The sequence below is a fragment of the Deinococcus sp. NW-56 genome, from assembly GCF_002953415.1.
Lineage (GTDB): Bacteria > Deinococcota > Deinococci > Deinococcales > Deinococcaceae > Deinococcus.
Map to the genome: position 1 here is coordinate 773317 of NZ_CP026516.1, position 26367 is coordinate 799683.

23 protein-coding genes are annotated in these 26367 nt (G+C 69.5%); 12 read left to right on the forward strand and 11 right to left on the reverse strand.

Going from position 1 to position 26367, the window contains the following annotated elements:
- Nucleotides 1-63 precede the first annotated feature (63 nt).
- Nucleotides 64-1137, forward strand: a complete 1074-nt coding sequence (locus C3K08_RS03985; protein ID WP_104990131.1) for a GTP pyrophosphokinase family protein — start codon at nt 64-66, stop codon at nt 1135-1137.
- A 9-nt stretch (nt 1138-1146) separates the two neighbouring features.
- On the opposite strand, the gene pgi is transcribed toward C3K08_RS03985, so the two are convergent.
- Entirely contained in the window at nt 1147-2814 is a 1668-nt protein-coding gene (pgi, locus tag C3K08_RS03990) for a glucose-6-phosphate isomerase (RefSeq protein WP_104990132.1), read from the reverse strand.
- A 212-nt stretch (nt 2815-3026) separates the two neighbouring features.
- Between pgi and C3K08_RS03995 the strand changes: the two genes are divergently transcribed.
- Complete coding sequence (locus C3K08_RS03995; protein WP_199776986.1) at nt 3027-4313, forward strand: thiolase family protein; 1287 nt, start codon at nt 3027-3029, stop codon at nt 4311-4313.
- Nucleotides 4310-5668: a 3-oxoacid CoA-transferase gene (locus tag C3K08_RS04000; RefSeq protein WP_104990134.1), complete on the forward strand. Its 1359-nt coding sequence runs from the start codon at nt 4310-4312 to the stop codon at nt 5666-5668. The genes C3K08_RS03995 and C3K08_RS04000 overlap by 4 nt, the downstream gene beginning before the upstream one ends.
- 20 nt (nt 5669-5688) lie before the next feature.
- Here C3K08_RS04000 and C3K08_RS04005 read toward each other — a convergent pair whose 3' ends face one another.
- Genes C3K08_RS04005 through C3K08_RS04015 form a run of 3 tightly spaced genes read right to left on the reverse strand, consistent with a single transcriptional unit; the run spans nt 5689 to nt 8362 of the window.
- The gene (locus C3K08_RS04005; RefSeq protein ID WP_102128614.1) at nt 5689-6780 is read right to left on the reverse strand and encodes a transposase; all 1092 of its coding nucleotides are present in this window, start codon (nt 6778-6780) and stop codon (nt 5689-5691) included.
- The gene (locus C3K08_RS04010; RefSeq protein ID WP_104990135.1) at nt 6731-7660 is read right to left on the reverse strand and encodes a carboxylesterase; all 930 of its coding nucleotides are present in this window, start codon (nt 7658-7660) and stop codon (nt 6731-6733) included. Before C3K08_RS04010 ends, C3K08_RS04005 begins: the two co-directional genes overlap by 50 nt.
- Nucleotides 7661-7669: 9 nt before the next feature.
- The gene (locus tag C3K08_RS04015; RefSeq protein ID WP_104990136.1) at nt 7670-8362 is read right to left on the reverse strand and encodes a TetR/AcrR family transcriptional regulator; all 693 of its coding nucleotides are present in this window, start codon (nt 8360-8362) and stop codon (nt 7670-7672) included.
- A 228-nt stretch (nt 8363-8590) separates the two neighbouring features.
- Between C3K08_RS04015 and C3K08_RS04020 the strand changes: the two genes are divergently transcribed.
- Complete coding sequence (locus C3K08_RS04020) at nt 8591-10861, forward strand: bifunctional (p)ppGpp synthetase/guanosine-3',5'-bis(diphosphate) 3'-pyrophosphohydrolase (RefSeq protein WP_104991901.1); 2271 nt, start codon at nt 8591-8593, stop codon at nt 10859-10861.
- A gap of 104 nt (nt 10862-10965) precedes the next feature.
- Here the strand turns inward: C3K08_RS04020 and C3K08_RS04025 are convergent, their stop codons facing one another.
- Entirely contained in the window at nt 10966-11754 is a 789-nt protein-coding gene (locus C3K08_RS04025) for a phosphatase PAP2 family protein (RefSeq protein ID WP_104990137.1), read from the reverse strand.
- A 64-nt stretch (nt 11755-11818) separates the two neighbouring features.
- Between C3K08_RS04025 and C3K08_RS04030 the strand changes: the two genes are divergently transcribed.
- The gene (locus C3K08_RS04030; protein WP_104990138.1) at nt 11819-13420 is read left to right on the forward strand and encodes an ABC transporter ATP-binding protein; all 1602 of its coding nucleotides are present in this window, start codon (nt 11819-11821) and stop codon (nt 13418-13420) included.
- 67 nt (nt 13421-13487) lie between these two features.
- On the opposite strand, the gene C3K08_RS04035 is transcribed toward C3K08_RS04030, so the two are convergent.
- Nucleotides 13488-14054, reverse strand: coding sequence for a hypothetical protein (locus C3K08_RS04035; protein WP_234009154.1), 567 nt, complete (start codon nt 14052-14054; stop codon nt 13488-13490).
- Between the two features lie 123 nt (nt 14055-14177).
- On the opposite strand from C3K08_RS04035, the gene C3K08_RS04040 reads away from it, so the two are divergent.
- The 3 genes from C3K08_RS04040 to C3K08_RS04050 all read left to right on the forward strand — a co-directional run bounded on the left by C3K08_RS04040 (nt 14178) and on the right by C3K08_RS04050 (nt 15720).
- Nucleotides 14178-15176 carry an alpha/beta fold hydrolase gene (locus tag C3K08_RS04040; protein ID WP_234009155.1) on the forward strand — a complete coding sequence of 333 codons (999 nt, stop codon included), beginning with the start codon at nt 14178-14180 and terminating at the stop codon, nt 15174-15176.
- A 47-nt stretch (nt 15177-15223) separates the two neighbouring features.
- On the forward strand, nt 15224-15397 hold the full coding sequence (locus C3K08_RS04045) for a hypothetical protein (protein ID WP_158679842.1): 174 nt from the start codon (nt 15224-15226) through the stop codon (nt 15395-15397).
- A gap of 77 nt (nt 15398-15474) precedes the next feature.
- Nucleotides 15475-15720, forward strand: coding sequence for a hypothetical protein (locus C3K08_RS04050; RefSeq protein WP_158679843.1), 246 nt, complete (start codon nt 15475-15477; stop codon nt 15718-15720).
- Between the two features lie 71 nt (nt 15721-15791).
- On the opposite strand, the gene C3K08_RS17840 is transcribed toward C3K08_RS04050, so the two are convergent.
- The 5 genes from C3K08_RS17840 to C3K08_RS04070 form a co-directional block, all read right to left on the reverse strand.
- On the reverse strand, nt 15792-15959 hold the full coding sequence (locus tag C3K08_RS17840) for a hypothetical protein (RefSeq protein ID WP_158679844.1): 168 nt from the start codon (nt 15957-15959) through the stop codon (nt 15792-15794).
- Between the two features lie 124 nt (nt 15960-16083).
- Complete coding sequence (gene leuS, locus C3K08_RS04055; protein WP_104990141.1) at nt 16084-18558, reverse strand: leucine--tRNA ligase; 2475 nt, start codon at nt 18556-18558, stop codon at nt 16084-16086.
- A gap of 280 nt (nt 18559-18838) precedes the next feature.
- A complete protein-coding gene (proS, locus tag C3K08_RS04060; RefSeq protein ID WP_104990142.1) occupies nt 18839-20323 on the reverse strand; it encodes a proline--tRNA ligase in 1485 nt (494 codons plus the stop codon).
- 62 nt (nt 20324-20385) lie between these two features.
- Entirely contained in the window at nt 20386-21744 is a 1359-nt protein-coding gene (locus tag C3K08_RS04065) for a hypothetical protein (protein WP_104990143.1), read from the reverse strand.
- Between the two features lie 90 nt (nt 21745-21834).
- Nucleotides 21835-22296, reverse strand: coding sequence for an NUDIX hydrolase (locus C3K08_RS04070; RefSeq protein WP_234009156.1), 462 nt, complete (start codon nt 22294-22296; stop codon nt 21835-21837).
- Between the two features lie 109 nt (nt 22297-22405).
- On the opposite strand from C3K08_RS04070, the gene C3K08_RS04075 reads away from it, so the two are divergent.
- From C3K08_RS04075 to C3K08_RS04090, 4 genes are all read left to right on the forward strand, one after another.
- Nucleotides 22406-22669, forward strand: coding sequence for a DUF2171 domain-containing protein (locus C3K08_RS04075; protein WP_104990145.1), 264 nt, complete (start codon nt 22406-22408; stop codon nt 22667-22669).
- 90 nt (nt 22670-22759) lie between these two features.
- On the forward strand, nt 22760-24676 hold the full coding sequence (locus C3K08_RS04080) for an alpha-amylase family protein (protein WP_104990146.1): 1917 nt from the start codon (nt 22760-22762) through the stop codon (nt 24674-24676).
- Between the two features lie 28 nt (nt 24677-24704).
- Nucleotides 24705-24896 carry a hypothetical protein gene (locus C3K08_RS04085; RefSeq protein WP_104990147.1) on the forward strand — a complete coding sequence of 64 codons (192 nt, stop codon included), beginning with the start codon at nt 24705-24707 and terminating at the stop codon, nt 24894-24896.
- 549 nt (nt 24897-25445) lie between these two features.
- Nucleotides 25446-26261 carry a GNAT family N-acetyltransferase gene (locus C3K08_RS04090; RefSeq protein WP_104990148.1) on the forward strand — a complete coding sequence of 272 codons (816 nt, stop codon included), beginning with the start codon at nt 25446-25448 and terminating at the stop codon, nt 26259-26261.
- Nucleotides 26262-26367: the final 106 nt, after the last annotated feature.

Sequence of the window (26367 nt, forward strand, 5' to 3'; positions counted from 1 at the left end):
TGCATGATGCACCCCTCATGTCAGCCCCCGCCGTGATGCCCGCCGCCTATCATGACCCCCATCATGGACAGCGACCTGCTGCGGGCCTACGAGGCCGCCCTGCCGCATTACGAGCAGTTGCGGGACGCGGTGGTGGCCCACACGACCCGGCTGCTCTCGGAACAGGGCCTCAAGATCCACCACGTGACCGGGCGAGTGAAAAAGCCCGGCAGCCTCGCGGACAAGCTGCGGCGCAAGCCGGGGCGTTACCGCACGCTCGCGGACGTGACCGACCTCGTGGGGGTGCGGGTGATCACCTACTTCGCCAGCGACGTGGACGTGGTGGCCCGGCTGATGGAGGAGCACCACATCGTCGACTGGCACAACTCCAACGACAAGTCGCGCATGCACGACCCCGACCGCTTTGGGTACCTCGGCGTGCATTACGTGCTGCGGGCCGAACCCGACCTCGTGCCCGAGCTGCCCGGCCTGACCTACGAGGTGCAGATTCGCTCCATCCTCCAGCACGCCTGGGCCGAGATCGAGCACGACCTGGGCTACAAGAGCCGCGAGGCCGTGCCGCGCGAGGTCCGCCGCCGTTTCTACCGCCTCGCCGGGCTGCTGGAGATGGCCGACGAGGAGTTCATGGCGCTCGACCGCCTCAGCCGCGACTACGCCGCCACCCTGCCGCGCCGGGTTGAGGAGGCCCCCGACAGCGTGTTTATCGACGCGCCCAGTATGACCTACCTGCTGAGCGCGTCGCCCATCCGCGACCTCGACACGCGCATCGCCGCCCAACTCGGTGTGCCGCTGCTCTCGGGCTGGCCTGACCCCGAGCGCCCGCAGCGGCTGGCGAGCCTGCTGCACCATGTCGGGGTGCATTCGGTGGGCCTGCTCCAGAAGGAGCTGACGCGCGGTGGGGACGACGTGGTGCGTTTCGCCACTGCTCTACTGCCGCACCTGCGCGAGCTGTGGCGTCCGGCGGGCGGCCTGCGCCCCGGCAGCAGCGTGGTGAACTACGGCCTGCTGCGGGCCTGCGCCAACCCCGACACCGACGCCACCGAGGTCGTGAACCTGCTGGACCTCAGCGGCTCGGCGGCGCAGATGGCGGACACGGTGCGGGCGGTGTACGCGCGGGAGATGACCCCTGGGGACTGAGGACCTTCCCTAGCTCCCGGCCCGACGCTCGCGGTACCACCGAATCAGCGCGTTCGTGCTCGAATCGTGCCGCAGTTCCGGCTCCGAGTCGGCCGTCAGTTCCGGCACGATCTGACCGGCAAGCACCTTGCCAAGCTCCACGCCCCACTGGTCGAAGGAATTCACGTCCCAGACCACGCCCTGCACGAAGACCTTGTGCTCGTAGAGGGCGATCAGTGCGCCCAGCACACGAGGGGTGAGCCGCTCGGCGAGCAGGGTATTTGTGGGGCGGTTGCCCTCAAACACGCGGTGGGGAGCCAGTTCCGGCGAGACGCCCCCGGCCAGCACCTCCTCTCGCGTCTTGCCAAAGGCGAGCGCCTCGGTCTGCGCGAACACGTTGGCGGTCAGGAGGTCGTGGTGCGTCGGCCCCTGCGCCGTGGGGAGGGGATTGAGGCTCTGCGCGAAGGCGAGGAAATCGCAGGGAATCAGCGTGGTGCCCTGGTGAATGAGCTGATAAAAGGCGTGCTGCCCGTTCGTGCCCGGCTGCCCCCACACGACCGGGCCGGTGTCGTAGTCCACCTCCCGGCCTCCCAGCGTGACGTGCTTGCCGTTGCTTTCCATGTCGAGCTGCTGGAGGTAGGCGGGGAAGTACGCGAGGTACTGGTCGTAGGGCAGCACCGCGTGCGTCTGGGCGCCGAAGAAGTTGCGGTACCACACCCCCAGCAGCCCCAGCAGCACGGGCAGGTTGGCTTTCAGCGGCGCGGAGCGGAAATGCTCGTCCATGTCGTGGAAGCCCGCCAGCAGCTCGCGGAACCCGTCCGGACCGATGGCGATCATCAGCGAGAGGCCGATGGCGCTGTCGAGGCTGTAGCGCCCGCCCACCCAGTCCCAGAAGCCGAACATGTTGGCGGGGTCGATGCCGAACCCCTGCACCGCTTCGGCGTTGGTCGAGACGGCGACGAAGTGCCGCGCCACTGCGCTTTCATCTCCCAATCCATCAACCAGCCACACCCGCGCACTCGCCGCGTTCGCCATCGTCTCCTGGGTGGTGAAGGTCTTGGAGGAGACGATAAACAGCGTCTCGGCGGGGTCGAGGTCGCGCGTCTTCTCCACGAGGTCGGTGCCGTCCACGTTGGACACGAAGCGCAGGGTGAGGCCCCGGTCGGCGTAGTGCTTGAGCGCCTCATACGCCATCACCGGGCCGAGGTCCGAGCCGCCGATGCCGATGTTCACGATGTTTCGGATGGGCTTCCCCGTCGCCCCACGCCATTCGCCGGAGCGCACCGCGTCGGCGAAGGCGGCCATGCGGTCCAGCACCTCGTGGACGGCGGGCACCACGTTCTCGCCGTCCACCCTCACCACCGCGCCCTCGGGTGCCCGCAGCGCGGTATGCAACACGGCGCGGCCCTCGGTCACGTTGAGGCGCTCGCCCGCGAACATCGCGTCCCGCCTCTGCTCCACGCCGACCTCCCGCGCGAGGTCCAGCAGCAGGCGCAGCGTCTCGTCCGTCACCCGGTTCTTGGAGTAGTCGAGGTAAAGCCCCGCCCCCTCAGCCGTCAGGCGCTCGCCCCGTTCTGGGTCGGCGGCGAAGAGGTCGCGCAGGTGCAGGCCCGCGACCTCGGCGTGGTGGGCCGCGAGCGCCTGCCACGCGGGAAGTTGCGTTCTGGAGGGAGCCGGGCGGGGGGCAGGGTTGCTCATGGCGGGAGCATACCAGCGGCCCCCGACAGCCGGAAAAGCGGCTGTTGGGCGAAGGTTGGGGCTGGGGAGTTGTGGGCTGACCTGGCAAGTGGCAAGCGGCTTGCATGCCAACTCGTCTCTCCCAGCTGGAAATCCGCCCGGCATCCGCGCTTGAATGGCGGGCGATTCGTCCGCTGCTCCCCCTGCTCCTCTGCGAAAGGAAGTGCCCCCGCATGTCCCAATCCTCCCCAGCCCAGCCCCTGCAAGACCACGACGTAGTCATCGTTTCCGCCGTCCGCACGCCCATCGGGGCGATTCGCGGCAGCCTCAGCACCGTCCGCCCCGACGACCTCGCCGCCCAGGTGATCCGGGAGGCGGTGGCGCGGGCAGGCGTGTCCCCGGACCTGATTGAAGAAGTGATTCTGGGCTGCGCGAACCAGGCGGGCGAGGACAACCGCAACGTGGCGCGGATGGCCGCCCTGCTCGCCGGGCTGCCCGACACGGTGGCGGGGCTGACCGTCAATCGGCTGTGCGCCTCGGGCCTGTCGGCGATCAACACGGCGGCCCGCGCGATCCGCAACGGCGACGGGGACGTGTACGTGGCGGGCGGTGTGGAGAGCATGACCCGCGCTCCCCTCGTGATGGGCAAGGGCACCCAGCCCTTTGCCAACGGTAACGTGACCGCTTTTGATACGACCCTGGGCTGGCGCTTTCCGAATCCCGCGATGGAGGCCCTCTTCCCGTTGGAGGCGATGGGAGAGACCGCCGAGAACATCGTGGAGCGCAGCCGCGCCGGGGGCATTGCAGGCGGCGAGATCACCCGCGAGGAACAGGACGCCTTCGCGCTGGAGTCGCAGCGCCGGGCAGTCGCGGCCCTGAATGCGGGCACCTTCCGCGAGGAGATCGTGCCGGTGGAGGTGAAGGGGCGGAAGGGCGTGACCGTTTTTGATACTGACGAACACCCTCGCGCTAAGCGCGACGGCGACACCTTCTCCCTCGCCACCGACGAGGCGACGCTGGCCGGGCTGAAACCTGCCTTCCGCAAGGGCGGCAGCGTGACCGCCGGGAACGCGTCCGGCCTGAACGACGGCGCGGCGGCCCTCGTCCTGATGAGTGCGGGGAAGGCCCGTGAACTGGGACTGGCGCCGCTCGCCCGCTGGGTGGGCGCGGCGTCGGCGGGGGTGGACCCCCGCGTGATGGGCCTCGGCCCGGTGCCCGCCACCCGCAAGCTGATGGAGCGGCTGGGTGTGAACCTGGGTGACGTGGACCTCGTGGAACTCAACGAGGCGTTCGCGGCCCAGGCCCTGGGCTGCATCCGCGAGCTGGGGTTGGATTCCGAGCGAGTCAACGTCAATGGCGGGGCCATCGCCTTGGGCCACCCCCTGGGCATGAGCGGGGCGCGGCTGGTCACCACGCTGACGCACGAGCTGCGGCGCCGGGGCGGACGCTATGGGCTGGCGACCCTCTGTGTGGGTGTAGGCCAGGGCGAGGCCGCGTTGATTGAGCGGGTGGAGGCGTGAAAACGGTCCCGGTCCTCTCGCTGGAGGAAGCCGCCCGCCTCGTCCAACCCGGCCAGACCCTCCTCGTCGGCGGCTTCGGGATGACGGGCAACCCGGTTCACCTGATGCACGCGCTGGCCGAGGCGGGGACAGGGGACCTCACCTACGTCGCCAACAACGTCTCCGAACCCGGCCTCAGCGGGGGGCGTCTGCTGAGAAACGGGCAAATCAGGAAGGCCGTCGGTTCCTACTTCACCTCCAACCCGGAAGCGGTGAAGGCGTATCAGGCGGGCGAGCTGGAGGTCGAGCTGCTCCCCCAGGGCACCCTCGCCGAGGCGCTGCGGGCGGGCGGGGCTGGGATCGGCGGCTTCTACACGCCGACGGCGGCGGGCACGGTGATTGCCGAAGGGGCCGACGTTCGCGTGCTCAACGGCCGCGAGATGGTCTTCGTGCCTGCCCTGCGTGGCGACGTGGCGCTGCTGCGGGCGTGGCGGGCGGACCGGGCGGGGAACCTCCAGTACCGGCTGACCGAGCAGAACTTCAACCCGCTGATGGCGACCGCCGCCGACCTCGTGATCGTGGAGGTTGAAGAGATCGTGGAGGTCGGGGAGATCGCGCCCGAGCATGTGCACACGCCGGGGCTGTACGTGGATTACCTCGTGCAGGCCAGCCTCACCCCGGACGACCTGGGCAGCAGCGCCGACGTGAAGGGCGGGGCGAAGAAGGTGGACGACTCGCGGCTGCATATGGCCCGGCGTGCTCTCGCCGAGCTGCGCCCCGGCGACGTGGTGAACCTCGGCATCGGGATTCCCACGCTGGTGGCCGACCTGATTACGCCCGAGCACGGGGTCATCCTCCACACCGAGAACGGCATGCTGGGCGTCGGCCCGGCCCCCAAGGGCGGCGGCGCGATGGAGTACCCCGTCAACGCGGGCAAGATTCCGGTGACGGCCCTGCCCGGCGCGAGCTACTTCGACTCGGCGGCCTCCTTCGGCATGATCCGGGGCGGACATGTGGACGTGGCCGTGATGGGCGGCTTGCAGGTGGACGAGGCTGGAAATCTGGCGAACTGGGCCGTGCCCGGCAAGCCGCTGCTGGGCGTGGGCGGCGCGATGGACCTCGCGAGCGGTGCTCGCCGCCTGATCGTCACCATGACCCACACCGAGCCGGGGGGCGCTCCCAAGCTGGTGCCCGAATGCACCCTGCCGCTCACCGCGCGGGGGCGGGTGGAGATGGTGATTACCGACAAGGCCGTGTTCGAGTTCGTGGACGGGGCGCTCACCCTGACCGGGCTGATGCCGGGGGCCACGCTGGAAGAGGTACGGGCGACGACGGCGGCGCGGTTTGTGGAGCGGGTGGCCGAGCTGGCGCGTTAGCGCATGGAGGAGGGAAGACCTCAGGAGTTGCACCTCGCATAGCGCAGTGAATAGCCGTGCTGGCGGAGAAATTCCGAGTTTCTGCTGAACGTCAGGAGCAGGCGGTTCAAATGAACGTCTGGCATGACCGTCATCAGTGCCAGAGCAGCACACGCCTCCAGGGTCATCCCGGTCTCTCGGTGCAGGATGGCCAGTGTCCAGGCCAGGAACACCAGCAGGACCCAGCGATCCAGGCCCACAGCAGTTCGCAATGCGAACTGCGCCAGACCAAACTGGTGCTTGCCCTCCTTGAAGAACGATTCCTCACTCCACCGCTTTGCCCCCTCGGCGACCACCTCGTCGCCTTCCATCAGTTCCGAAGAAACCGCGTGAAACACCCGGTCTCCACGGTCGACGCGACCCAGCACCAGCGGGTCATGCGGCCAGTTCTTCAATTCGATGTAGCCTCCATGCGGACAGTCAGCCACCGTGACCTCGCCTGGGTGCATCGTCCGCCGGGTTGACCGAACGCCCACCACAAACTCGAAGCCCAGCTGCCTGACTTCATCCAGGAAGACAGCGGATTCGAATCCGCTGTCTGCTAACACGCGAATCCGGAATCGACGACGGATCGCGTCTGGGACGGTTCGCAGAAGTTCTCGTGCCAGAGTCACTGGGGTCGCTGTCCCCTTGCCCCGGTAGACCCGGTACCCCACGGGAAACTTCACCGCTCCGTATTCGGCGAACAACACGACCAGATGGATGCCGTGAACCTCGTTGTAGACGCGAACGAAGGGCAGCGTGCTGCCCTTTTTTTCGATGCTGGTCAGGTCGACACTCAGCCGCAGGAGTGGGCGGTGTTTTCGTCGGGCCGCGACAAGCAGCGCGTCCCACTGGGCGCGCTGCAAGATGGCCCAACCCTGTGCCGTATCCCAGGGGTACTCGTTCAGGAGGCGGCTCAGCGCACTTTTGCTGACCAACTCAGCGCGGTGCAACGCCGTTTTGGTGGCAGTGTCCAGGAACATCGACAGCGCAGCCTCCAGGCTGCGCTGTTGGTAGGACGTGGTTGGAACGGCCAGGAACTCATCTGCCAGAATGCGGACGCGCTCCCCCAGAATCTGTGACGTAGACACTCCCAGATTTTCTCGGCTGGGAGCGCTTCCCCGTCGTTATGCAGGTGCAACTCCTGAGAAGACCCCTCACCCTGTTGCTTCGCAACGCCCCTCTCCCCTGGGAGAGGGGAACAGACAAAACCCTCTCCCTTGGGGAGAGGGCCTCGCGCAGCGAGGGGTCCTTACCTCCCAACTGCCCCGCCAGCCACTCGGCCCCCTCGTCCACCGCCCCGGACGGCACCGCGTGGCCGCCGTCCCACCAGCGCAGGTCCTTGGGGCCAGGGGCGGCGGCATACAGCCGCTCGGCCTGCTCGGGCCGGATTACCGGATCGTGCCGCCCGTTCAGCATCAGCAGCGGGCGCGGTCCTAACTTGCGGGCCGCCCGCAGCGGATCGGCCACCGTCCGCGCTACCGCTGTGAGGGGCGTCCCACCCGGCAGATCGCCGCCCGCCGCGAGGACCAGCGCCGCGACCTCCGGGCGTCCGGACGCCAGCACGACCGACAGGAACGACCCCAGCGAGTACCCGACCACGCCCACCCGCCCGGCCTCGCCCCGCAGGAAGTCCACGCCCGCTCCCGCCTCCTGTAGGGCAAGCCGCCACAGCCGCGCGAGTTCCAGCGGGTTACGCAGGGCCTGAAGCTCCAGCGGGTTTCCGCGCGTGCCGTGCAGCGGCAGGTCGGGGGAGAGGGACGCTACCCCCCGGCGCAGCAGTGCCCGGCCCACCGTGTCGGCCATCACGTCCCCGCGCGACGAAAAGCCGTGCAGCAGCAGGGCGGCGGGCTGGCCGGGGGCCGGGGCCTCGGGCCGCAACCAGACGGCGGGCACCCCCTCCCCCCCGGCGGGGAAGGTCAGGCGGGTGCGGGTGCCGTGGGGAATGGACGCAGTGGCGGCGGCAGTCACCCGCCGAGGCTAAGGCCCCGGCCGCCGCGTGTCCGTGACCGGGTTGCCCGAGTGCGCGGGAGGCGCGAGCACGTCCCCGGCGCTGACGCCCGGCGCGAGTGCCCCGTGCAGGATCAGGCTGAAGCGGTCCTGCCAGTCGCGCAGCACCTCGCGCTGGTCGCGGTGTCCGCCGTGCAGCAGCGCGAGCAGGCAGGCGTCCACGAGGAGCGCCCCCGCCATCCGGGTATCTATCCCGTCGCGCAGCACGCCCCGGTCGCGCATGGCGATCAGCACCGGCTCGACGAGGGCCACCAGCGTGACGGCCGTCGTCATCGCGTCCCGGTCGGCCTCCGCCTGACTGCCCCCGGGTTGTCGCGCTCCCAGCACCGCCTGTCCCACCGCCCCGACGAGGTGGCGGTAGCGCACCCCCAAGTCGGCCATCCGCGCGGTGACCTGCGCCCACACCTGCTGTGGATTGGCCCCGGCCCGCAGGCGGGCGACCGCGTCGTCGCGGCTGGCCTGCACGGCCTTCTCGAAGTGGGCGAGCAGCATATGCACCTTGGACGGGAAATAGCGATAGAGGTTGGTGCGGCTGACATACGCGGCGCGGGCGATGTCCTGGGCACTGACCTCGTCCAGCCCTCCCCGCGCGAACAGCTCGAAGGCCACCCGCGCGATGCGCTCGCGCCGGGCCTCGTCCTGTTCGTGGCGGTCGACTTTCACGTTCTTCAGGGTACCGCGCTCAACGTGACCGCAGGGTAGCCGGGCGTACCCCCGCGCTGAGGGGGCCTTCATGTGCCTGGGGTCGCCCGGCCTCCATTGTGCCGGGGCCAATGCACTATCTTGCCGGGCGTGCAGGTCCCCCCCGACAGCGGCCGCGACGACCCCAGCCCGGACGAGCAACGTCCGGTGCCTCCCAGCCTGCCCACCCCCGACCCCGATGACCACGGCATGTCCGAACTGCGGTCCCTCATCGCCGACCGGCCCGAGGCCGAGCGGGGGGCGGTCGAGCGGGCCTACGTCTTCGCGCGGGACGCCCACGCTGGAGTCTCCCGCAAGAGCGGCGAGCCGTACATCACCCACCCGGTCGCGGTCGCGGTGATCCTGGCCCGGCTGGGGATGGACACCGAATCGCTCATGGCCGGGCTGCTGCACGACACCGTCGAGGACGTGGACGGGGTGACCTTCGAGATCATCGAGCGCGAGTTCGGCGAAGGGGTGCGCCGCATCGTGGAGGGCGAGACGAAGGTCTCCAAGCTCTCCAAGCAGGGCAGCCAGCAGGCCGAGGTGCGCGATACGGGCCGCGACATGCAGGCCGAGAACCTGCGCCAGATGCTCGTGGCGATGACCGGCGACATCCGCATCATCGTGGTGAAGCTGGCCGACCGCCTGCACAACATGCGGACCCTCGGCTCCATGAAGCCCGAAAAGCAGATTCGCATCGCCCGCGAGACGATGGAAATTTTCGCCCCGCTCGCGCACCGCCTCGGCATCGGGCAGATCAAGTGGGAACTCGAAGACCTCGCCTTCCAGTATCTCCAGCCCGACGCCTATGCCTACCTCCAGACCCGGCTGCGGACCCGGCAGGAGGAGCGCCAGCAACTCATCGAGCAGGCGGTCGCGGGGCTTCAGGCGGCCCTGGAAGACGATCTCGAACTCCCCGAATGGGTCAGCGACATCGACATCGCGGGCCGCTCCAAGCACCTCTGGAGCATCCACAACAAGATGCAGAAGGAGGGCAAGGCGCTGGAGCAGATTTTTGACCTCCTCGCCATCCGGGTGATCCTGACCCCGCGCGAGCTATCTGTGCCCCCCGGCACCGACGAGAAGCGCCGCGAGCGGGCCGAGGAGACGCGCGAGAAGCGCATCTGCTACCACACGGTGTCCATCGTGCACTCCATGTGGACGCCGCTGCCGGGGCGTTTCAAGGACTACATCGCGGTGCCCAAACCCAACGGGTACCAGAGCCTGCACACGACCGTGATCAGCCAGAGCGGGCAGCCTATCGAGGTACAGATTCGCTCGCGGCGGATGCACGAGGTGGCCGAGTACGGGGTCGCCGCCCACTGGATGTACAAGCAGGGCGGTGCCCTCGCGCAGCGCGACCGCGAGAACTGGATCGCGCAACTCCGCGAACTGCAAAACGAGATCAACGATGCGTCGGACTACATGGACGCGGTCAAGACCGACATCCTCTCGCAGCGGGTGCGGGTCTTCACGCCCAAGGGCCTCGCGATCAGTCTCCCGGCAGGGAGCACCCCGGTGGACTTCGCCTACCACATCCACACCCGCATCGGGGAGACGACGGTGGGGGCGCGGGTGAACGGCTCCATCGTGCCGCTGTCGCACCGGCTGCAAAACGGCGACATGGTCGAGATCGTGACCTCGAAAAGCAGCAAACCGAACCTGGGCTGGCTGAACTTCGTGGTGACGCGCTCGGCCCGCGCCAAGATTCGCCATTACTTCCGGCAGCAGGAACGCGACGAGGCCCTCCAGCGCGGCCACGACCTGCTGGAGCGCTACCTGCGCAAGCGGCACCTGCCCGTGCGCCAACTGATGCGGACCAAGCTGCTGGAGGACGCCGCGCAAAAGCTGCTGGGCACCCGCAACCCCGACGACCTGTACCTCGCCCTGCACGCGGGCAAGCTGACCCCCAGCGTGGTGGGACGGCTGCTCTCGCCCAGCCTCGCGCAGGAGCAGGCCGACGCGGTGGCCCGCCGCGCCGCGCCCGCGCCCCGGCCCCCCACCCCCGGCGGCGTCTACGTGGAGGGCCTGAGCACGACCACCAAGCTCGCCAACTGCTGCAACCCGATCCGGGGCGACCAGATCATGGGCTACCTCACGCGGGGACGGGGCGTCAGCATCCACCGGATCGACTGCCCCAACATGATCCGGCTGCTCAAGGACGAGCCCGAGCGCTGCGTCGCCGCCTCCTGGGATTCGGGCACGCCGGGCGGCACCATCGTGGACCTCGACGTGGTGGCCCCCGACCGTCAGGGCCTGCTGGCCGACGTGCTGGGAGCCCTGAGTGCCGAGAAGCGCAGCCCGATGAAGATCGAGGCGGGAGTGGGGGCCGATGGGGTGGCCCACATCGGGCTGCGGCTGGCCGTGACTGGGCAGGCCGACCTGGAGACGGTGCGGGAAGCGATTCGGCGGGTGCCGGGCATCACCGACGTGGTGCGGTTGGGCAAGAACGGGGGACGTGGACGGGCGAGTGCCTGAGGGGAGCTGGAGGCCTGGGAGCCCCAGACCCCCTTCCCCAGTTCTGAAAGCAGCACAGCAAGGGGGGCGTGTCACCCACGCCCCCTTCGGCTTTTCCTGCTTGCCTACCCCCGCCGCAGCCAGCGCCCCAGCAGCAGCGGCGCTCCTTCCGCCGCGACCCACACCAGCACCGCGTAGCGCAGCGCCCGCACCAGCGGGAGGTCGCTCAGCCCCCCCAGCACCGCCGCCAGCCCGAAATACACGGCGAAGACGATCAGCAGGCCGAGCAGGGCGACGATAGCTCGCCCGGTCCAGTCACGCGGCGGCTGGTAGTTCGGGCGCACGAGCCAGAACCCCGACGTCAGCCCCAGGGCGACCGCGTACTCGCGCGGCGTTCCGGCGGGCAGAAAGGCCGTGAGCGCCAGGAACAGCGCCGGAATCAGCCAGCGGGCCGCCCCCGGCTGCGCGAAGTGGCCCCGTGCCGCGAGGGCCGCGAACGCCGCCCCCAGTCCCAGGCCCACGATCACGTCGCTGGGATAGTGGACGTTCAGCGCGAGCCGCGAGGTGGCGATCAGGCCGATCAGGACCAGGGCGACCACCCAGGCCCCGACCCGGCCCGTCTGCGCGGCGATGCCGCCCCACAGGGTCGCGCTCATCTGGGTGTGGCCGCTGGGCAGGCCCGGCCCGAGTCCGGTCTGCTGCGCCGCCGCACTCGCCACCGCCGAGCCGTCCTGATACGGGCGGGGCAGGTCGAAGCCGAACTTCAGGGCCGTATTGACCAGATACGACAGGGCGAAGGCGACGCCCAGATTGCGCCCACCCCAGGGATTGACCAGCCAGGTGTAGAGGGCGAGGACGACGATAAAAACCTCGTCACGGCCGAGGTTCGTGATAGCCAACCAGAATGCTTCCATGCCCGCCTATTGTGACGGGTCTCGCGTTCCAGGGGGGCGGGGTCCAGGCCGCTACACTGGGGATATGACGGTCTCCACCCCCGACGTGCTGCACGCCGCGCCGCACCGCTCCGAGTCCGCGCTGGAGCTGCGCGGGATCACCAAACGCTTTCCCCTCGTGCTCGCCAACGACAACATCTCCATGATTGTGAAGTGGGGCAGCGTCCACGCCCTGTGCGGCGAGAACGGCGCGGGCAAGAGCACCCTGATGAAGATCGTCTACGGCGCCCAGCCCCCCACCTCCGGCGAGATCGTCGTGGACGGCGAGGTCGTGAACTTCACCGACCCCTCGCAGGCCATCGCGCGGGGCATCGGCATGGTGTTTCAGCACTTCATGCTGGTGGACACCCTGACCGTCACCGAGAACGTGATTCTGGGCGCCGAGCCCACGGCGGGCGGGGCCATCGACTACGCCTCGGCGCGGCGGCGGGTCGCGGAGCTGATCGCGCAGTTCGGCTTCGCCCTCAATCCCGACGCCCTCGTGGGGGACCTCCCGGTGGGTCTCCAGCAGAAGGTCGAGATTCTCAAGACGCTGTACCGGGGCGCCCGCATCCTGATTCTGGACGAGCCGACCGCCGTGCTGACCCCCAGCGAGACGGACGAGCTGTTCGACTTCCTGAAAAATCAGTACGCGGCGAGCGGCAACGCCGTCATTTTCATCAGCCACAAGCTGCACGAGGTGCTGCACATCTCGGACACCATCTCGGTGATTCGCGACGGCAAGATGATCGGCACCATTCCTGCTGCGGGCGCCACCACCGAGGCGCTCGCGCAGATGATGGTGGGCCGCGAGGTCAGTCTGCGGGTGCAGAAGGCCCCCGCCCAGCCCGGCGAGGTCGCGCTGGACGTGCGCGGGGTCAGCGTGGCGGGTGAGCACGGGTACGCCGTGAAGAACGTGTCCTTCCAGGTTCGCGCGGGCGAGATCGTCGGGATAGCGGGCGTGGAGGGCAACGGCCAGAGCGAACTCGTGGAGGCGATCACCGGCCTGACCCCGGTCGCGGGCGGCGAGATCACCTACCTGGGCCGCCGGGCACAGGGCGTGCGCGAGGTCGAGGCCTCGGGCCTCTCGCACATCCCCGAAGACCGCAACGAGCGCGGGCTGGTGCTGGACATGACCACCGCCGAAAACTACATCCTGGGCGAGCACGACCGCGCCCCCTTCGCCGGGCCGATGGGTTTCCTGCGGCTGGACGTGATCGAGCAAAATGCCAAGCGCCTGAGCGAGCAGTACGACGTGCGCCCCCGCAGCCCCCACCTGCGGGCCGGGCAGTATTCCGGCGGCAACGCCCAGAAGCTGATCGTGGCCCGCGAGATGCGAAAAGGTCCCAAGATTCTGGTCGCCTCGCAGCCCACGCGCGGGGTGGACATCGGCGCCATCGAGTTCATCCACGCCCGCATCGTGGAGGCGCGGGACCAGGGCCTCGCCGTGCTGCTCGTCAGCGCCGATCTGGGCGAGGTGATGAACCTCTCCGACCGCATCCTGGTGATGTACGAGGGCGAGGTCGTGGGCGAGGTCCCCGCCAGCGAGGCCACCGAGACGGGCCTGGGATTGCTGATGACCGGCAGCGGCGGCACGAGTGGGCGCAGCGGGGAGATCAGCGAGACGTTGCAAACCGGCGAACGCTGAGGCGCACAGGGGACGAAGGAGAGGGGCCGCCTCCGGGATGGGGGCGGCCCTTGATGCTGAGGTAGGGTTACACGTCCTCGGTGGTGGTACTCACGATGGTGCAGCTCGTATATACCTCCACGTTGCCGTTGGTGGGGAGAGCGCGGCTGGTGAAGGCGTAGTTCGACGTCCCCGTATTCACCGTCAGGGCCGCGTGGAAGCTGCCCGCCCGGCCGGTCGCGGTGACGACCTTGACCTTACCCTGGGTGGGCGTGACGATGATGGCCTGGGGCAGGAGGCCGCCCGTCGTGGGGTTGGCATTGAAGGTCAGGCGGTAGCTGCCGTTGCCGATGGCGGCGAGCTGCTGCCCGGTCGCCGTCGCGCTGTAGTTGTTGTCGTACTGGGACGTGGTGTTGCCGCGCAGACCCACTGTGACGTTCTGGACGGCCCCAGCCACCTGGAAGTACACCGACACCTGGGTGGAGGCGGTCGCGTTGTTGACGTTGTCGCAGGCCACGAACTGCCCCGAAGCGAGGCGGTACTCCGTCCTGACCTGACTGACCCTCCCGGTTCCACTTCCGTCCGGCGCTCCCCCGACTCCGCAACTCGCCAGCACCGCGCTCAGGCCGACCGCTCCCAGCAGCATCTTTTTCATGGCTCTCACTCTGGGCTCTCAAACTGACGTGGGGGTGACTTTCCCTTGAGGGAACGTGAGGGGAGTGCAAATCTTGGCGTGCGGGGTGACAGACGCTTCCGCTCAGGCCGTCAGGATGAGTGCATGAGCGATCTCATCCGTCCGCTGACCACCGCCCTCGCTGCCGCTGCCCTGCTGGCTGGGGGGGCGATGGCCCAGACTGAACCGGCCCAGGCGGCCCCGTCACAGCCCGCTCAGGTCACGGCCGCCCCGGCCCCCACGCTGAGCCCCGCCCTGTCCGGCGAGCGGCGGTTCCTGACCCTGCCGGGCTTCGGGCGCGTAGCCTATTACGCCGACCCGCGCGGCACGGGGCGCCCGCTGATCCTGACCCACTCCGTCAACGCGGCGGCGAGCGCCTACGAGATGAAGCCGCTGTGGGACGCCTACGCGGGCACCCGCCCCCTGTATGCGTTGGAGTGGCCCGGCTTCGGGAGCAGCGACCGCCCCGATATTCGCTATACGCCCGAGCTGATGGCCCAGGCCCTGACCGCGCTGGTGGCCGAACTCGGGGGGGAGGTGGACGTGGTGGGCCTGAGCCTGGGCAGCGAGTTCGCGGCGCGGGCGGCCCTCGCGGAGCCGCGCATCCGCACCCTGGCCCTGATCAGCCCCAGCGGGCTGGGCGAGCCACGCAACGGCACCCAGCAGGCCAGCGAGCGCGACGGCGGCACCCGTCTCTACCGCACCCTGGACGCGGTGGGCACGCCCCTGTATGCCGTGCTGCGGACCCGCCCCAGCATCGAATACTTCCTGAGCCGCTCCTTCCGGGGGCCGGTGAACGAGGGGCTGATCGCCTACAGCCTGGAAACGACCCGGCAGCCGGGGGCCAAGAACGCGCCCCTCTTCTTTATCAGCGGGGTGCTGTTCACGCCCGACGCCTACCGCGACCTCTACAGCAAGCTCCAGGTGCCCGTGACCGTGCTGTACGACCGCGACGGCTTCGTGAGCTTCGACCGCCTGCCCCTCTTCGACGCGCAGCCGAACGTGACGGCGGTGCGGATCGAGGGCACCGACGGCCTGCCGCACTTCGAGAAGCTGCCCGAGGTGCGGGCGGCGCTGGACGCCTTCTGGGCTGCCACCCGCTGAGGGGCAGACGGCAAATGCGCCTGCGGGTCCTGCGGGGACGTGTCACCATGACCCGCGTGACCGACGACGCCCACGCCCAGGCCAACGCCGATCAGGTCCGCCTGCTGCGCGAGGCTCTGGCGGTGGAGCTTCCCCCCAGCGCCGAGGGCACCGTGTCCGAGGAGGTCGCCCCCACGCCCGAGACGCCTGCCCCAGTCGTGGCCGCTGAAGTCTCGCCTTAAGCAACCCGTTAGGGGCGAAACCTGCCTCCCGCCGGGGCCGTATGCTGCCGGGCAAATCCACCCCAGGAGGCGCCAGCATGACCCAGGACGAGCGCAACGACGAGAGCGGCACCAAGCAGAACGCGACCGGGGATATCCAGCCCGATACCGGCACGGACCTCACCGATCAGGAAGCCGCCAAGCTGAACGCCAACCCCGGCCGGGGAGCGCGGCAGGAACCCGGTGCCCAGGCGTCCGACGAGTACGTGGATGACCACATCGAGGGTACGGCGAGCGCCACGCCCAACATTCCGGACATCGACCCCAACACCGGCAAGTCCTGAGTCCGGGCTGCCCGTAAAGCCGAGGTCCCACCCCGCCAGACGGCACGGGTGGGACCCCTCGCTTTGCAGGGTCAGGCTTCTGCTTGTCCATCCAGAATCAGGGCATTCTTGACCGCGAAGAGGTAGTCCTCCTCCGAAAGCTCGTCCTTCCGCCCCTCGTCAATGATCTGCCGCAGCCGGGCTTTCCTCACTTCGAGGTCTTCATTGGTCTGCGGCGCAGCCTGGTGCTGGGTGTCCATACGGGCATTGCAGCAACGGCAGGTGAGGCGGGGGCAGCCGCCAGCCCAAGTGGTCTTCAGAAGAGGATGGTGATGCAAGAAGCGGCCCCACCCCCAGGCAAGGGTGGTGCCGCTGTCCAGGGCCTCACTTCACGACGATATTGATGATCCGCCCCGGCACGTAGATCTCCTTCACCGTCGCCCTGCCCTCCACGAAGCGGGCCACGTCGGGGTTGGCGCGGGCGGCGGCCAGGGCCTCTTCCTGGGTGGCGGTCTTGGAGATCTCGACCTGGCCGCGCACCTTGCCGCTGACCTGCACGCCGATGGTGACGGTGTCGCGGGTGGCGGCAGCCTCGTCCACCTCGGGCCAGGACTGGACGTGGACGCTGCCCGTCCCACCGCGCTCGGTCCAGATTTCCTCGGCGATGTGGGGCACGACCGGGGCCAGCATCCGGTTAAAGATGTCCAGCGCCTCCTCCCAGGCGGGGGTCCCGAAGACGGGCGAGCGCTTGGCCTTGACCAGCGTGTTCGTCAGCTCCATCAACGAGGCGACGATGGTGTTGAAGCTCAGGCGGTCGAAGTCGCCCGTCACCTTCTTCAGGGTGGAGTGGACAGCGTAACGCAGGTCGGCCTCGCTGACGTTCTCCTCCGGGCCAACGGCCTTCTCGTCGAAGTACAGCGCCCAGACGCGGCTCAGCCACTTGGCGGGGCCGTTGATGCCTTGCGGGTCCCAGGGGCCGCCCAGCTCCCACGGCGCGATGAACATCAGGTACGTGCGGACCGTGTCCACGCCGTATTCGCGGACCAGATCGTCGGGGTCGACGACGTTGCCGCGTGACTTGCTCATCTTCTCGCCGTCCTCGCCCAGGATCATCCCCTGGTTGCGCAGCCACCTGAACGGCTCACTTTGCGTGGTCAGGCCCATGTCGCGCATGACCTTGGTCCAGAAGCGCGAGTACAGCAGGTGCAGGATGGCGTGCTCGATGCCGCCCGTGTACAGGTCGACGGGCAGCAGGTGGGCCTTCGCGGGGTCGAAGGGGTGCGCGTCGTCACGCGGGGACAGGTAGCGGTACATGTACCAGCTCGAATCCACGAAGGTGTCCATAGTGTCCGTGTCGCGCTCGGCGGGGCCGCCGCACACCGGGCAGGTGGTGGCCGTCCACTCGCGGTCCAGCTTCAGCGGGCTCTGGCCGGTCGGGGTGAACTCGACATTTTCCGGCAGGCGGACGGGCAGTTCCTCCGCCGGAACCGGCTGCGCCCCGTGCTCGGCGCAGTAGACGATGGGAATGGGCGTGCCCCAGTACCGCTGGCGCGACACCAGCCAGTCCCGCAGGCGGTAGGTCGTGCGGGCCTGCGCGACGCCCCGCGCCTCCAGCCGCTCGGTAATCTGGCCGATGCTGGCCTTGCCTCCCGGCAGCCCGTCGAACTCGCCGGAGTTCACGATCAGGCCCTCGCCCACGTAGGCTGCTTCCGGATGCTCGCCCATGCCCTCCTCGCCTTCCGGACGGATCACCTCGCGGATGGGCAGCCCGAACTTCCGCGCGAAGGCGAAGTCGCGCTCGTCGTGGGCGGGCACGGCCATGATCGAGCCCGTGCCGTAGGTCACCAGCACGTAGTCCGCGACCCAGATGGGCAGCGGTTCGCCGCTCACGGGGTGGGTGGCGTAGCTGCCGGTGAACACCCCGGTCTTCTCGCCCTCCTGCTGGCGCTCCACGTCGGTCTTGCGGCCCGCCGCCTCGACGTAGGCCCGCACGGCGCCTGCCTGCTCGGGGGTGGTCAGGGCCTCGACCTTGCTGTGCTCGGGAGCCAGCACCAGGAAGGTCGCGCCCATCAGGGTGTCGGGGCGCGTGGTAAAGACGGTCTCCGGCCCGGCGGGGGTGGGAAAGGTGACCTCCGCGCCCACCGACTTGCCGATCCAGTTGGTCTGCATCAGCCGGACGCGCTCGGGCATGTCGGTGTCCGAGAAGTCCAGCAGTTCCTCGGCGTAGTCGGTGATCTTCAGGTACCACTGGCTCAGGTTGCGCCGCTCGACCGGGGTGCCGCAGCGCTCGCACGAGCCGTTCACGACCTGCTCGTTCGCCAGCACGGTCTGGTCCTTGGGGCACCAGTTCACCAGCCCGCCCTTCTTGTAGGCCAGGCCGCGCCGGAAGAACTCGGTGAAAAACCACTGATTCCAGCGGTAGTACTCGGGGTCGCAGGTGGCAAAGGAGCGGCTCCAGTCGATCATGGTGCCCATGCGCCGGAACTGCCCGGTCATGTGCTCGATGTTCGAATACGTCCACTGCGCGGGGTCGCGCCCGTGCTTGATCGCCGCGTTCTCGGCAGGCAGGCCGAAGGCGTCGAAGCCCATCGGAAACAGCACGTTGTAGCCGCGCATCCGCATCCAGCGGGCGCGGGCGTCGGGCGCGACGTTGGCGTACCAGTGCCCGATGTGCAGGTTCCCGGAGGGGTAGGGGAACATGGTCAGCGCGTAGTGCTTGGTCTTGGCCGGGTCCTCGTGGAAGGTGTACAGGCCGTCTGTCTCCCACCGCTCCTGCCACTTGGGTTCGGTGGCGTGGGGGTTGTAGCGCTCGGCGCGGGGTTCCTGAATGGCGGGCTTCTGGGTGGGTTCGGTGGTCATGGGCAGGCTCCTTGGGCGGCGGTAGGCCAAAAAATCGCCCCGGCTGACGCAGCCGGGGACACACGCGCAAGCTTCTGGGCTAGGCGAGGCGTCCCCGGGTGGTAAGCGCAGAGCGGATCATGACAGACAGTGTAGGGCAGTTGAGGGTCAGGGGAAAGGGCCGGTGGGCCGGGGCCGCGCGGGGAACACCCGGCCAGGAGAGCGGCGTGGCCTACGCCGAACCCTGAAAGGGCCGCCCACCCCTGGTAGCGGCCCCCTTTCCCGGCTCAGTCTCAGTGCGTCAGTACTGCCGCCCGAAGATCACCCGCTTGTCATACGCGCCCGGCTGTCCGCAGCGCACGCAGGGACCGCTTTCCTGCTCCGCGAAGAACTCGGCGTCGTCCAGGGGCACGTTGCGGGCGGTGGCCTTGGTGTCCTCCTTGATCGCCTTCTCGCACTCGGGCTGCCCGCAGTGGTGCGCCCGGACCCAGTGCCCGTCCTCAATGGCCTGCCGGAAGGTGTCGTAGTCGTCCGCCTTCACCGTGTGCGAGAGCATGAAGTCGGTCGCGCGGGTCAGCAGCCAGTCGTGGACCCCGTCCAGGCGGGCGACCATGCCCGAGACCGCTTCGGCGCGGGCCAGCGTCTCCTTCTCCTCGCTGTTGCGGTTCTTGACGACGACCATGCCCGATTCCAGGTCGCGCGGCCCCAGCTCGATCCGCACGGGCACGCCCTTGAGTTCCCAGTCGTTGTACTTGAAGCCGTTGGTCACGCCGTCGCGCCGGTCCACCTTGACCCGCAGGCCCTGGGCGCGGAGTTCGGCGGCCAACTTCTCGCCTTCCTCGACCATCGCGTCGAAATTTTCCTTGCGGCCCACCGGGATCACGACGACCTGAATGGGCGCGATGCGGGGCGGCATGATCAGCCCGAAGTCGTCCCCGTGCGTCATGATGATCGCCCCGATGATCCGGCTGGAGATCGCCCACGACGTGGTGTGCGCGTACTCCTCCTTTTGCTCGCGGGTCTGGAACTTCACGTCGAAAGCTCTACTGAAGTTCTGCCCCAGGTAGTGCGAGGTGCCCGATTGCAGCGCCTTGCCGTCGCGCATCATCCCCTCGATGGAGTAGGTGGCGACCGCTCCGGCAAATCTCTCGGAGGCCGTCTTCTCACCGCGCACGACGGGAAGTGCGAGCATGTCGCGGCAGAACTCGTGGTAGAGGTCGAGCTGCTGGCGGACCTCGGCGCGCGCTTCCGCCTCGTCGGCGTGGGCGGTGTGGCCCTCGTGCCAGAAGAACTCGGAGGTGCGGAGGAAGGCCTTGGTCCGCAGCTCGGCGCGGAACACGCTGCCCCACTGGTAGTGCAGGAAGGGGAGGTCGCGGTACGAGTTCAGCCACCCCGCCCACATGTGCCCGATGATCGTCTCCGACGTGGGGCGCATGACGTAGGGTTCGGCCAGTTCCTCGGTGCCGATCTTGCTCACCGTGAACAGCTCGGGCGCGAAGCCCTCGACGTGGTCGGCTTCCTTGGTGATAAAGCCCATCGGAATCAGGGTGGGGAAGATCAGCGACTCGTGCCCGGTCGCCTTGAAGCGGTCGTCGAGCCAACGCTGAATGTTCTCCCACAGCGCTGTGCCGTAGGGCCGCACGACCATCGCGCCCGCGACGGGGGAGTTGTCGGCCAGGTCGGCCTTCTTGACGACCTCGTTGTACCAGTCGTTGAAATCCGCGCTCTGGGGCGTCACGCCGTATTGCTGCGCCTTCTTGTCCTGCTTGCCACCGTCTTTCGTCATCGCCCGACAGCATAGTCGGCCGGGGCACGCGCTGCCGGGGGCTGGCCTGTCCGGCGGCCAGCTCAGGGCTGAATCAGCACGAGGTCGTCGAACAGGGCGACGGTGGCCCCCTGGTCCAGGGCCTCGGGCTGGGTCGCCATCACGCCGACCTGCCCCGGCCCGGTGAGGCGGCGGTCATGGACCTCCACGACCTTCTGGTCCCCGACCAGCAGCGCGAGGCGGTCGCCCACGCACTCCACGCGCAGCCGCAGGGGGCGTCCGACCTGCACCGGGACGGTCCCGGCCGGGGCCTGCGCGACGGGAACTCCGGCCCGGTCGTCGGTGAAGGGGGTGATCTGTGCCGCGCCGTCGGCCGCGACCGTGAAGGCGTAGAAGCTGGAGGTCCCCTCCGGCCCGATCACCTGGCGGCAGGTCAGGCCGCCCGCGCCGCCCGCTGGCCCCGGCCCCAGGGTGAGGGTGACCTCAGCCCGGACGTCGGCGGGGGCGGGGCGCAGCAGGTCGTCGGTGACCGACCACACGGCCCGCTGGCCCAGCGGGGTGATTCGGTACTGCCCGTCCACGTAGTGGTAGCGCAGCCGTTCGTCCACGTAGTGGTACAGCGCCCGCTCGTCCACCGGCCAGCCGCTCGCCGGGTCCGAGAAGCTCTCGCGCTGCAGCACGTCCCCCGTTCGGGGCGGGGCCGCGGCCAGGAGTGGACCGCTCACGGTCTGGGCGGCGGTCACGCGCACGTCGTCAAAGCGGGCGGTGAAGGCCTGCGGGTCCCCCTGGGTCAGCGCCACGCTGCCCAGCAGCCCCTCGGGGGGCAGGGAGAGGCCGCGCAGCTCGGCCACCTTGTTTCCGTCCACAAAGGCCGCGAGGCGGTCCCCCACGCACTCCAGGGCCAACCGCAGGGGTCCGGCGGGGCGGCTGCCCAACTGGCCCCGGCTCAGGAGCTGGGCGGCTCCGTCTCCGAACCGGACCACCCCATGCTGCCCATCGCCGCGCAGCAAGAAGGCGTGGCCCTGAAGCCTGCGGGTGTCGGGTGCCCGGCAGATCAGGCCCGCCATGGCGTGGCTGGCCCCCTGCCGGGCGAGGGTGGCCTCCATCCGGGCATTGCCGAAGGGGCCGGGCGCATACGAGACCAGATCGAGGTGGGGGCCGGAGAGGTCCAGGGTCAGGGTGCCCCCCGTCACGGTCACCTGGGCGCCGGGCGGGTGGGGCAGGGTCCAGGCCACCGCCGGGCTGGAAAAGGATTCGAGCAGCAGCGGCTCCGGGTTCCCGGAAACCCCCAGCACCAGCAGGGCGAGGAGCAGCGGCCACCCCAGGCCACGCCGCCGGAGTGCGGCCGACCTCGCGGGGCGGGCATCCCGGCGCGGCCCTGTGGAGCGGCCAGCCCCTGGGCGGGGGGCGTCGGCGGCGTGGTGGATCACCGGGGGAGTCATGGCTCACCTCCAGCGGGCGCTGGGCACGGCGGCAGTCTTGGCCCCGGCTCTTGGCCCCGGCACCCGTGGCCTGATGGTGCGCCCTCCCTGTTACCCCAGGGTTACCGCGCCCGGCAGGGTGAGGTGGCGCTGGACCGTCCTCACGGCTCCCCGGCGGCCCGCCCGCAGGTCTTCCCAGGCGGCCAGCGCGTCCGGTACCAGGGGAGAGGGCCACCTGCCCAGCGGACACCACGCCAGAGCGCTCAGTTCTTCGGGCGCGGCCAGGGTGGGTTCGCCCGCCACCACCCGCCCCGCGAACACATACGCCTGGATGTCCGGCCAGCCTCCGCCCTGAAGGAGATAGACGCCCACGACCCCCTCCAGCGCGACCTCGGCGCCCACCTCCTCCCGCGCTTCCCGCACGGCGGCCCCCAGGGGTGTCTCGCCGGGGTCCACCACGCCGCCGGGCAGGCCCCAGAACTGGCCCCCATACGCCTGCCGGACCAGCAGCACCTCGCCCCGTTCGTTGGTGAGGACGACGGCGGCGCACTGTCGTGGCGGGGAGGGGTTCACGGAAGCGAGCATACCGGGGCCGCCGAATGACGGTTCGCCCAACGTTCGGTGCCCTGGCCTGCACCGTCCTGTCATGTGCCGCACGCGGGGGGCGGCCTACGCTGACCCCATGACCCAGAACGACGCCGGAGAGATCACCCGCCGCATCGAGCAGGACCTGCGCGAGCGTCTGGAGCGCGGAGCCGAGCACCTTCAGGTCAAGGACGTGAACGGCGAGCACGTCGGCACCGTGGACCATGTGGAGGGCGACCAGCTCAAGCTGACCCGCAAAGGCAGTCCCGACGGGCAGCACCACTACGTGCCCCTCTCGCAAGTGGAGAGCATGGACGACGTGGCGGTGTATCTGAACGTGGAACGCACCGCTGTGCAGTAACCGGGGATGACCGGGGGCAATGGGGGAGCCTCCGCTGCCCTTTGTTCAGCGCCGCTGGAATCGGTTCCACCCTGACCCTATCCTGGGGGCGTGTCTGCCTCCGGTTTTCCCCCTCTGCCCCCCGCCGCCTTCCCCGACGAGCGCGACGCCGACACGTTCGCGCTGCGGCTGGAACGGTACGGGGACGATCTGCTGGCGAGCCTGCGGGTGGTGTACGGCGACGACCTGGGTGACCTCCCGGCGCGGCTGCTGGAGGTGCTGGTGCGCGGTTTCCAGGACCGCCCCGCCGACCTGCGACGGCTGGACGAGGCCCGGCTGCTGCGCCCCGACTGGCTGCAAGGGCCGGAGATGGTGGGCTACGTGGCCTACGCGGACCGCTTCGCCGGAACGCTGGCGGGGGTGGGCGAGCGGCTGGACTATCTGGAGGGCCTGGGGGTCCGCTACTTCCACCTGATGCCCCTCCTCAAGCCCCGCGAGGGCGAGAACGACGGCGGCTACGCGGTGGCCGACTACCGGGCGGTGCGGCCCGACCTGGGGACGATGGACGACCTCGCCGAGCTGGCGCGGGGGCTGCGGGGCCGGGGCATCAGCCTGGTGCTGGACCTCGTGCTCAACCATGTCGCCCGCGAGCACGAGTGGGCTGGGCGGGCGCGGGCGGGCGAGGAAAAGTACCGCGTCTACTTCCACATCCACCCCGACCGCACCCTGCCCGACCTCTACGAGCGCACGCTGCCGGAGGTCTTTCCCGACTTCGCGCCGGGCAACTTCACCTGGGACGACGAGGCGGGCGGCTGGGTCTGGACCACCTTCAACGCGTATCAGTGGGACCTGAACTGGGGCAATCCGGACGTGTGGCTGGAGTTCGTGGACCTGATCCTCTACCTCGCCAACCGGGGGGTCGAGGTCTTCCGGCTGGACGCCATCGCCTTCCTGTGGAAGCGGCTGGGGACGGCCTGTCAGAACGAGCCGGAGGTGCACCACCTGACGCGGGCGCTGCGGGCGGCGGCCCGGATCGTGGCCCCGGCGGTCGCGTTCAAGGCCGAGGCCATCGTCGCCCCCGCCGAGTTGATGGGCTACCTGGGGCGCGGCGCACACCACGGGCGCGTCTCGGACATGGCCTACCACAACAGCCTGATGGTGCAACTGTGGTCCAGCCTGGCGAGCCGCGACACCCGCCTCTTCGCCGAGGCGCTGCGGGCTTTCCCGCCCAAGCCCACGAGCACGACCTGGGGCGTCTATGTCCGCTGCCACGACGACATCGGCTGGGCGATCGCCGACGAGGATGCCGCCCGCGCGGGGTTGAGTGGCCCGGCACACCGCCACTTCCTCTCGGACTTCTACAGCGGCGAGTTCGTGGGGTCCTTCGCGCGGGGGCTGGTCTTTCAGCACAACCCGCAGACGGGCGACCGCCGCATCAGCGGGTCAGCGGCCAGCCTCGCCGGGCTGGAGGCGGCGCTGGACGCCGGGGACGCGGGCCGGGTGGACGACGCGGTGCGCCGCCTGCTGATGCTGCACGCGGTCATCCTGGGCTTTGGCGGGGTGCCGCTGCTGTACATGGGGGACGAACTCGCGCTCTTGAACGACTCCGGCTATGCCGACGTGCCCGAACACGCCGCCGACAACCGCTGGGTGCACCGCCCGCGCATGGACTGGGAGCTGGCGGGGCGCGTGGGGAGCGAGCCGGACACCCCGGCGGGCCGGGTGAATGCGGGGCTGCGGCACCTGATCGCCACCCGGCGGAGCCTGCCCCACCTGCACGCCAGCGTGGAAAGCTGGCCGATGCCCAGCCCCGACGGGCGGGTGCTGCTGCTGCGGCGCGACCATCCCCTCGGCGTGATGGTGCAGGCTTACAACTTCAGCGAGGCGGAGGTCGTGCTGCCCGCGTGGGAGCTGCGCGAGGTGCTGGGCGCGGAGGCGGTGGATGCGCTGACCGGGAGCCGCTTGCACCTGGAGCACCCCACGCTGCGGCTGGAAGGGTACCGGGCGCTGTGGCTGACGCAGGCTTGATAGGGTTGGGGACACCATGAAAACGCGGATGAAGGTTCCTCGCAGCGGCGTCGAGGCGGCCCTGAACGCCTCCCGCCGGGCGACTGAGCGTCTCGCACACCTCGCCCGTGACCCGGACGTTCGTCGGGAAGCCCAGGCGACGGCCGAAGCTCTGGGACGGCTGGTGGGAGCCATCCGCCGCGCAGGGTCCGGCAACGCGGGGCCGGGGTCGGCGGGTTGAAGGCGTTGGCCTGTCCTCGCAGGCCTCTCCGAAAACCTGTCGCTGAGAGCGGACTTCCGGCAGCGCTGACCCTCCGCGCCTTTGGCATTCGAGCGGGGCGTCAGGGTACGACAATGGAGCTTGTGTTGCTTGGCACGGCCTTGCTGGGGGGCCTGCTCTGGACCTTGGGAGCACGGTCGAGGCGAGCGAGCACCCGTATCGCCGGGCAATTTTTCTCGTTAATTTCCTTGGTGGGACTGGTCGCGCTTTACGGGATGGCCTCTTACTACGGCTCCATGTACAGGTAGCCGGTGGGGCTGGACGGTCCGGAGGCCAGGTGCGGGGTCGTCCAGCCCGAGCTAAGCCGATTGGCCTGCGGGCAGCAGATCGGCGAGGCGGAGGACGGGCCGTCGCGTAGGCTGCCCGCAGCCTTGCTGCACCCCGGAGGTTTCCATGACCGACCCACCCCCGCCGATCACGCCGGACCGTCCGCCCGCCTCCCGGTCACTGTGAGCCGTCCCTGATTCAGCGCCGACGCCTGCCCGGTGACTCGCCGACCGAGGTCACCCCTTGAACACGTACACGATTGAAACGCCCACGCTGGACACCCTGACCGACTTTTTCGCGCTGCACCCCGACCCGCTGGACGTGGCACAACGTCTTCCCATCCTGCGCGACAACCTCGCGGCGGGCCGGGTCCGGCTGGAGAACCTGCTGATCCTGCGCTCCGAGCGGGGCATAGAGGGAACGGCGCTGATCTCGGCGGCCCCGCAGGTGCCCATCTTTCCCCGCTTCCGCCCGGACGTGACCCCAGCGGCCATGACTGCCCTGGCCTGCGCCCTGCGCGACCGCGCCGAGCCGGAACGGAAGCTGCTGCTTCAGGACGACCTCGCGCCGCTGCAACACGCGGACGCCGTGCTGGTCGCGGGCTGGGTCAGGGACGCCCCCGTCCATGTGATGTACGAGACCGACCTCCAGGCCCGTTCCTATCCCCTCGTGCCCGATGCCGTCGAGGGCGGAGACGATCTGCGCCAGCGTCCTGACATCGCCGCACTGCTGGAGACCCTCGGCCACTCGGATTGGGAATGGGCCGAGGGCTGGACACTGGTCGCCCTCCCCGGCACGGATGGGCAGCCGGTCGCCCTGGGAGCCTTCGGCCCCAGCGGTCGCCCCGGCTGGGCCAACCTGAATATGATCGGCGTCCACCCCAGCGCACGCAGCCAGGGCCTTGGCACCCGTCTGCACGCGCACCTGCTCGCCCGCGCCGCCGAGTCGTTGGCCATGCATGGGGGCGGCACCGAGCAGGGCAACCACGCCATGCGCCGCATCTTCGAGAACAACGGCAGCCGCCACGTCGCCACCCAGATGTATTTCCGGCCCGGCTGACCCCTTGCCCCCGCCCCCGCCGCCCGCGTATAGTTTCCACTTGGTCAAGTGGGGCAGGGCGACCAACGGTTTCCGGACAGGAAGCGGCCCGCACCCCAGACAGAAG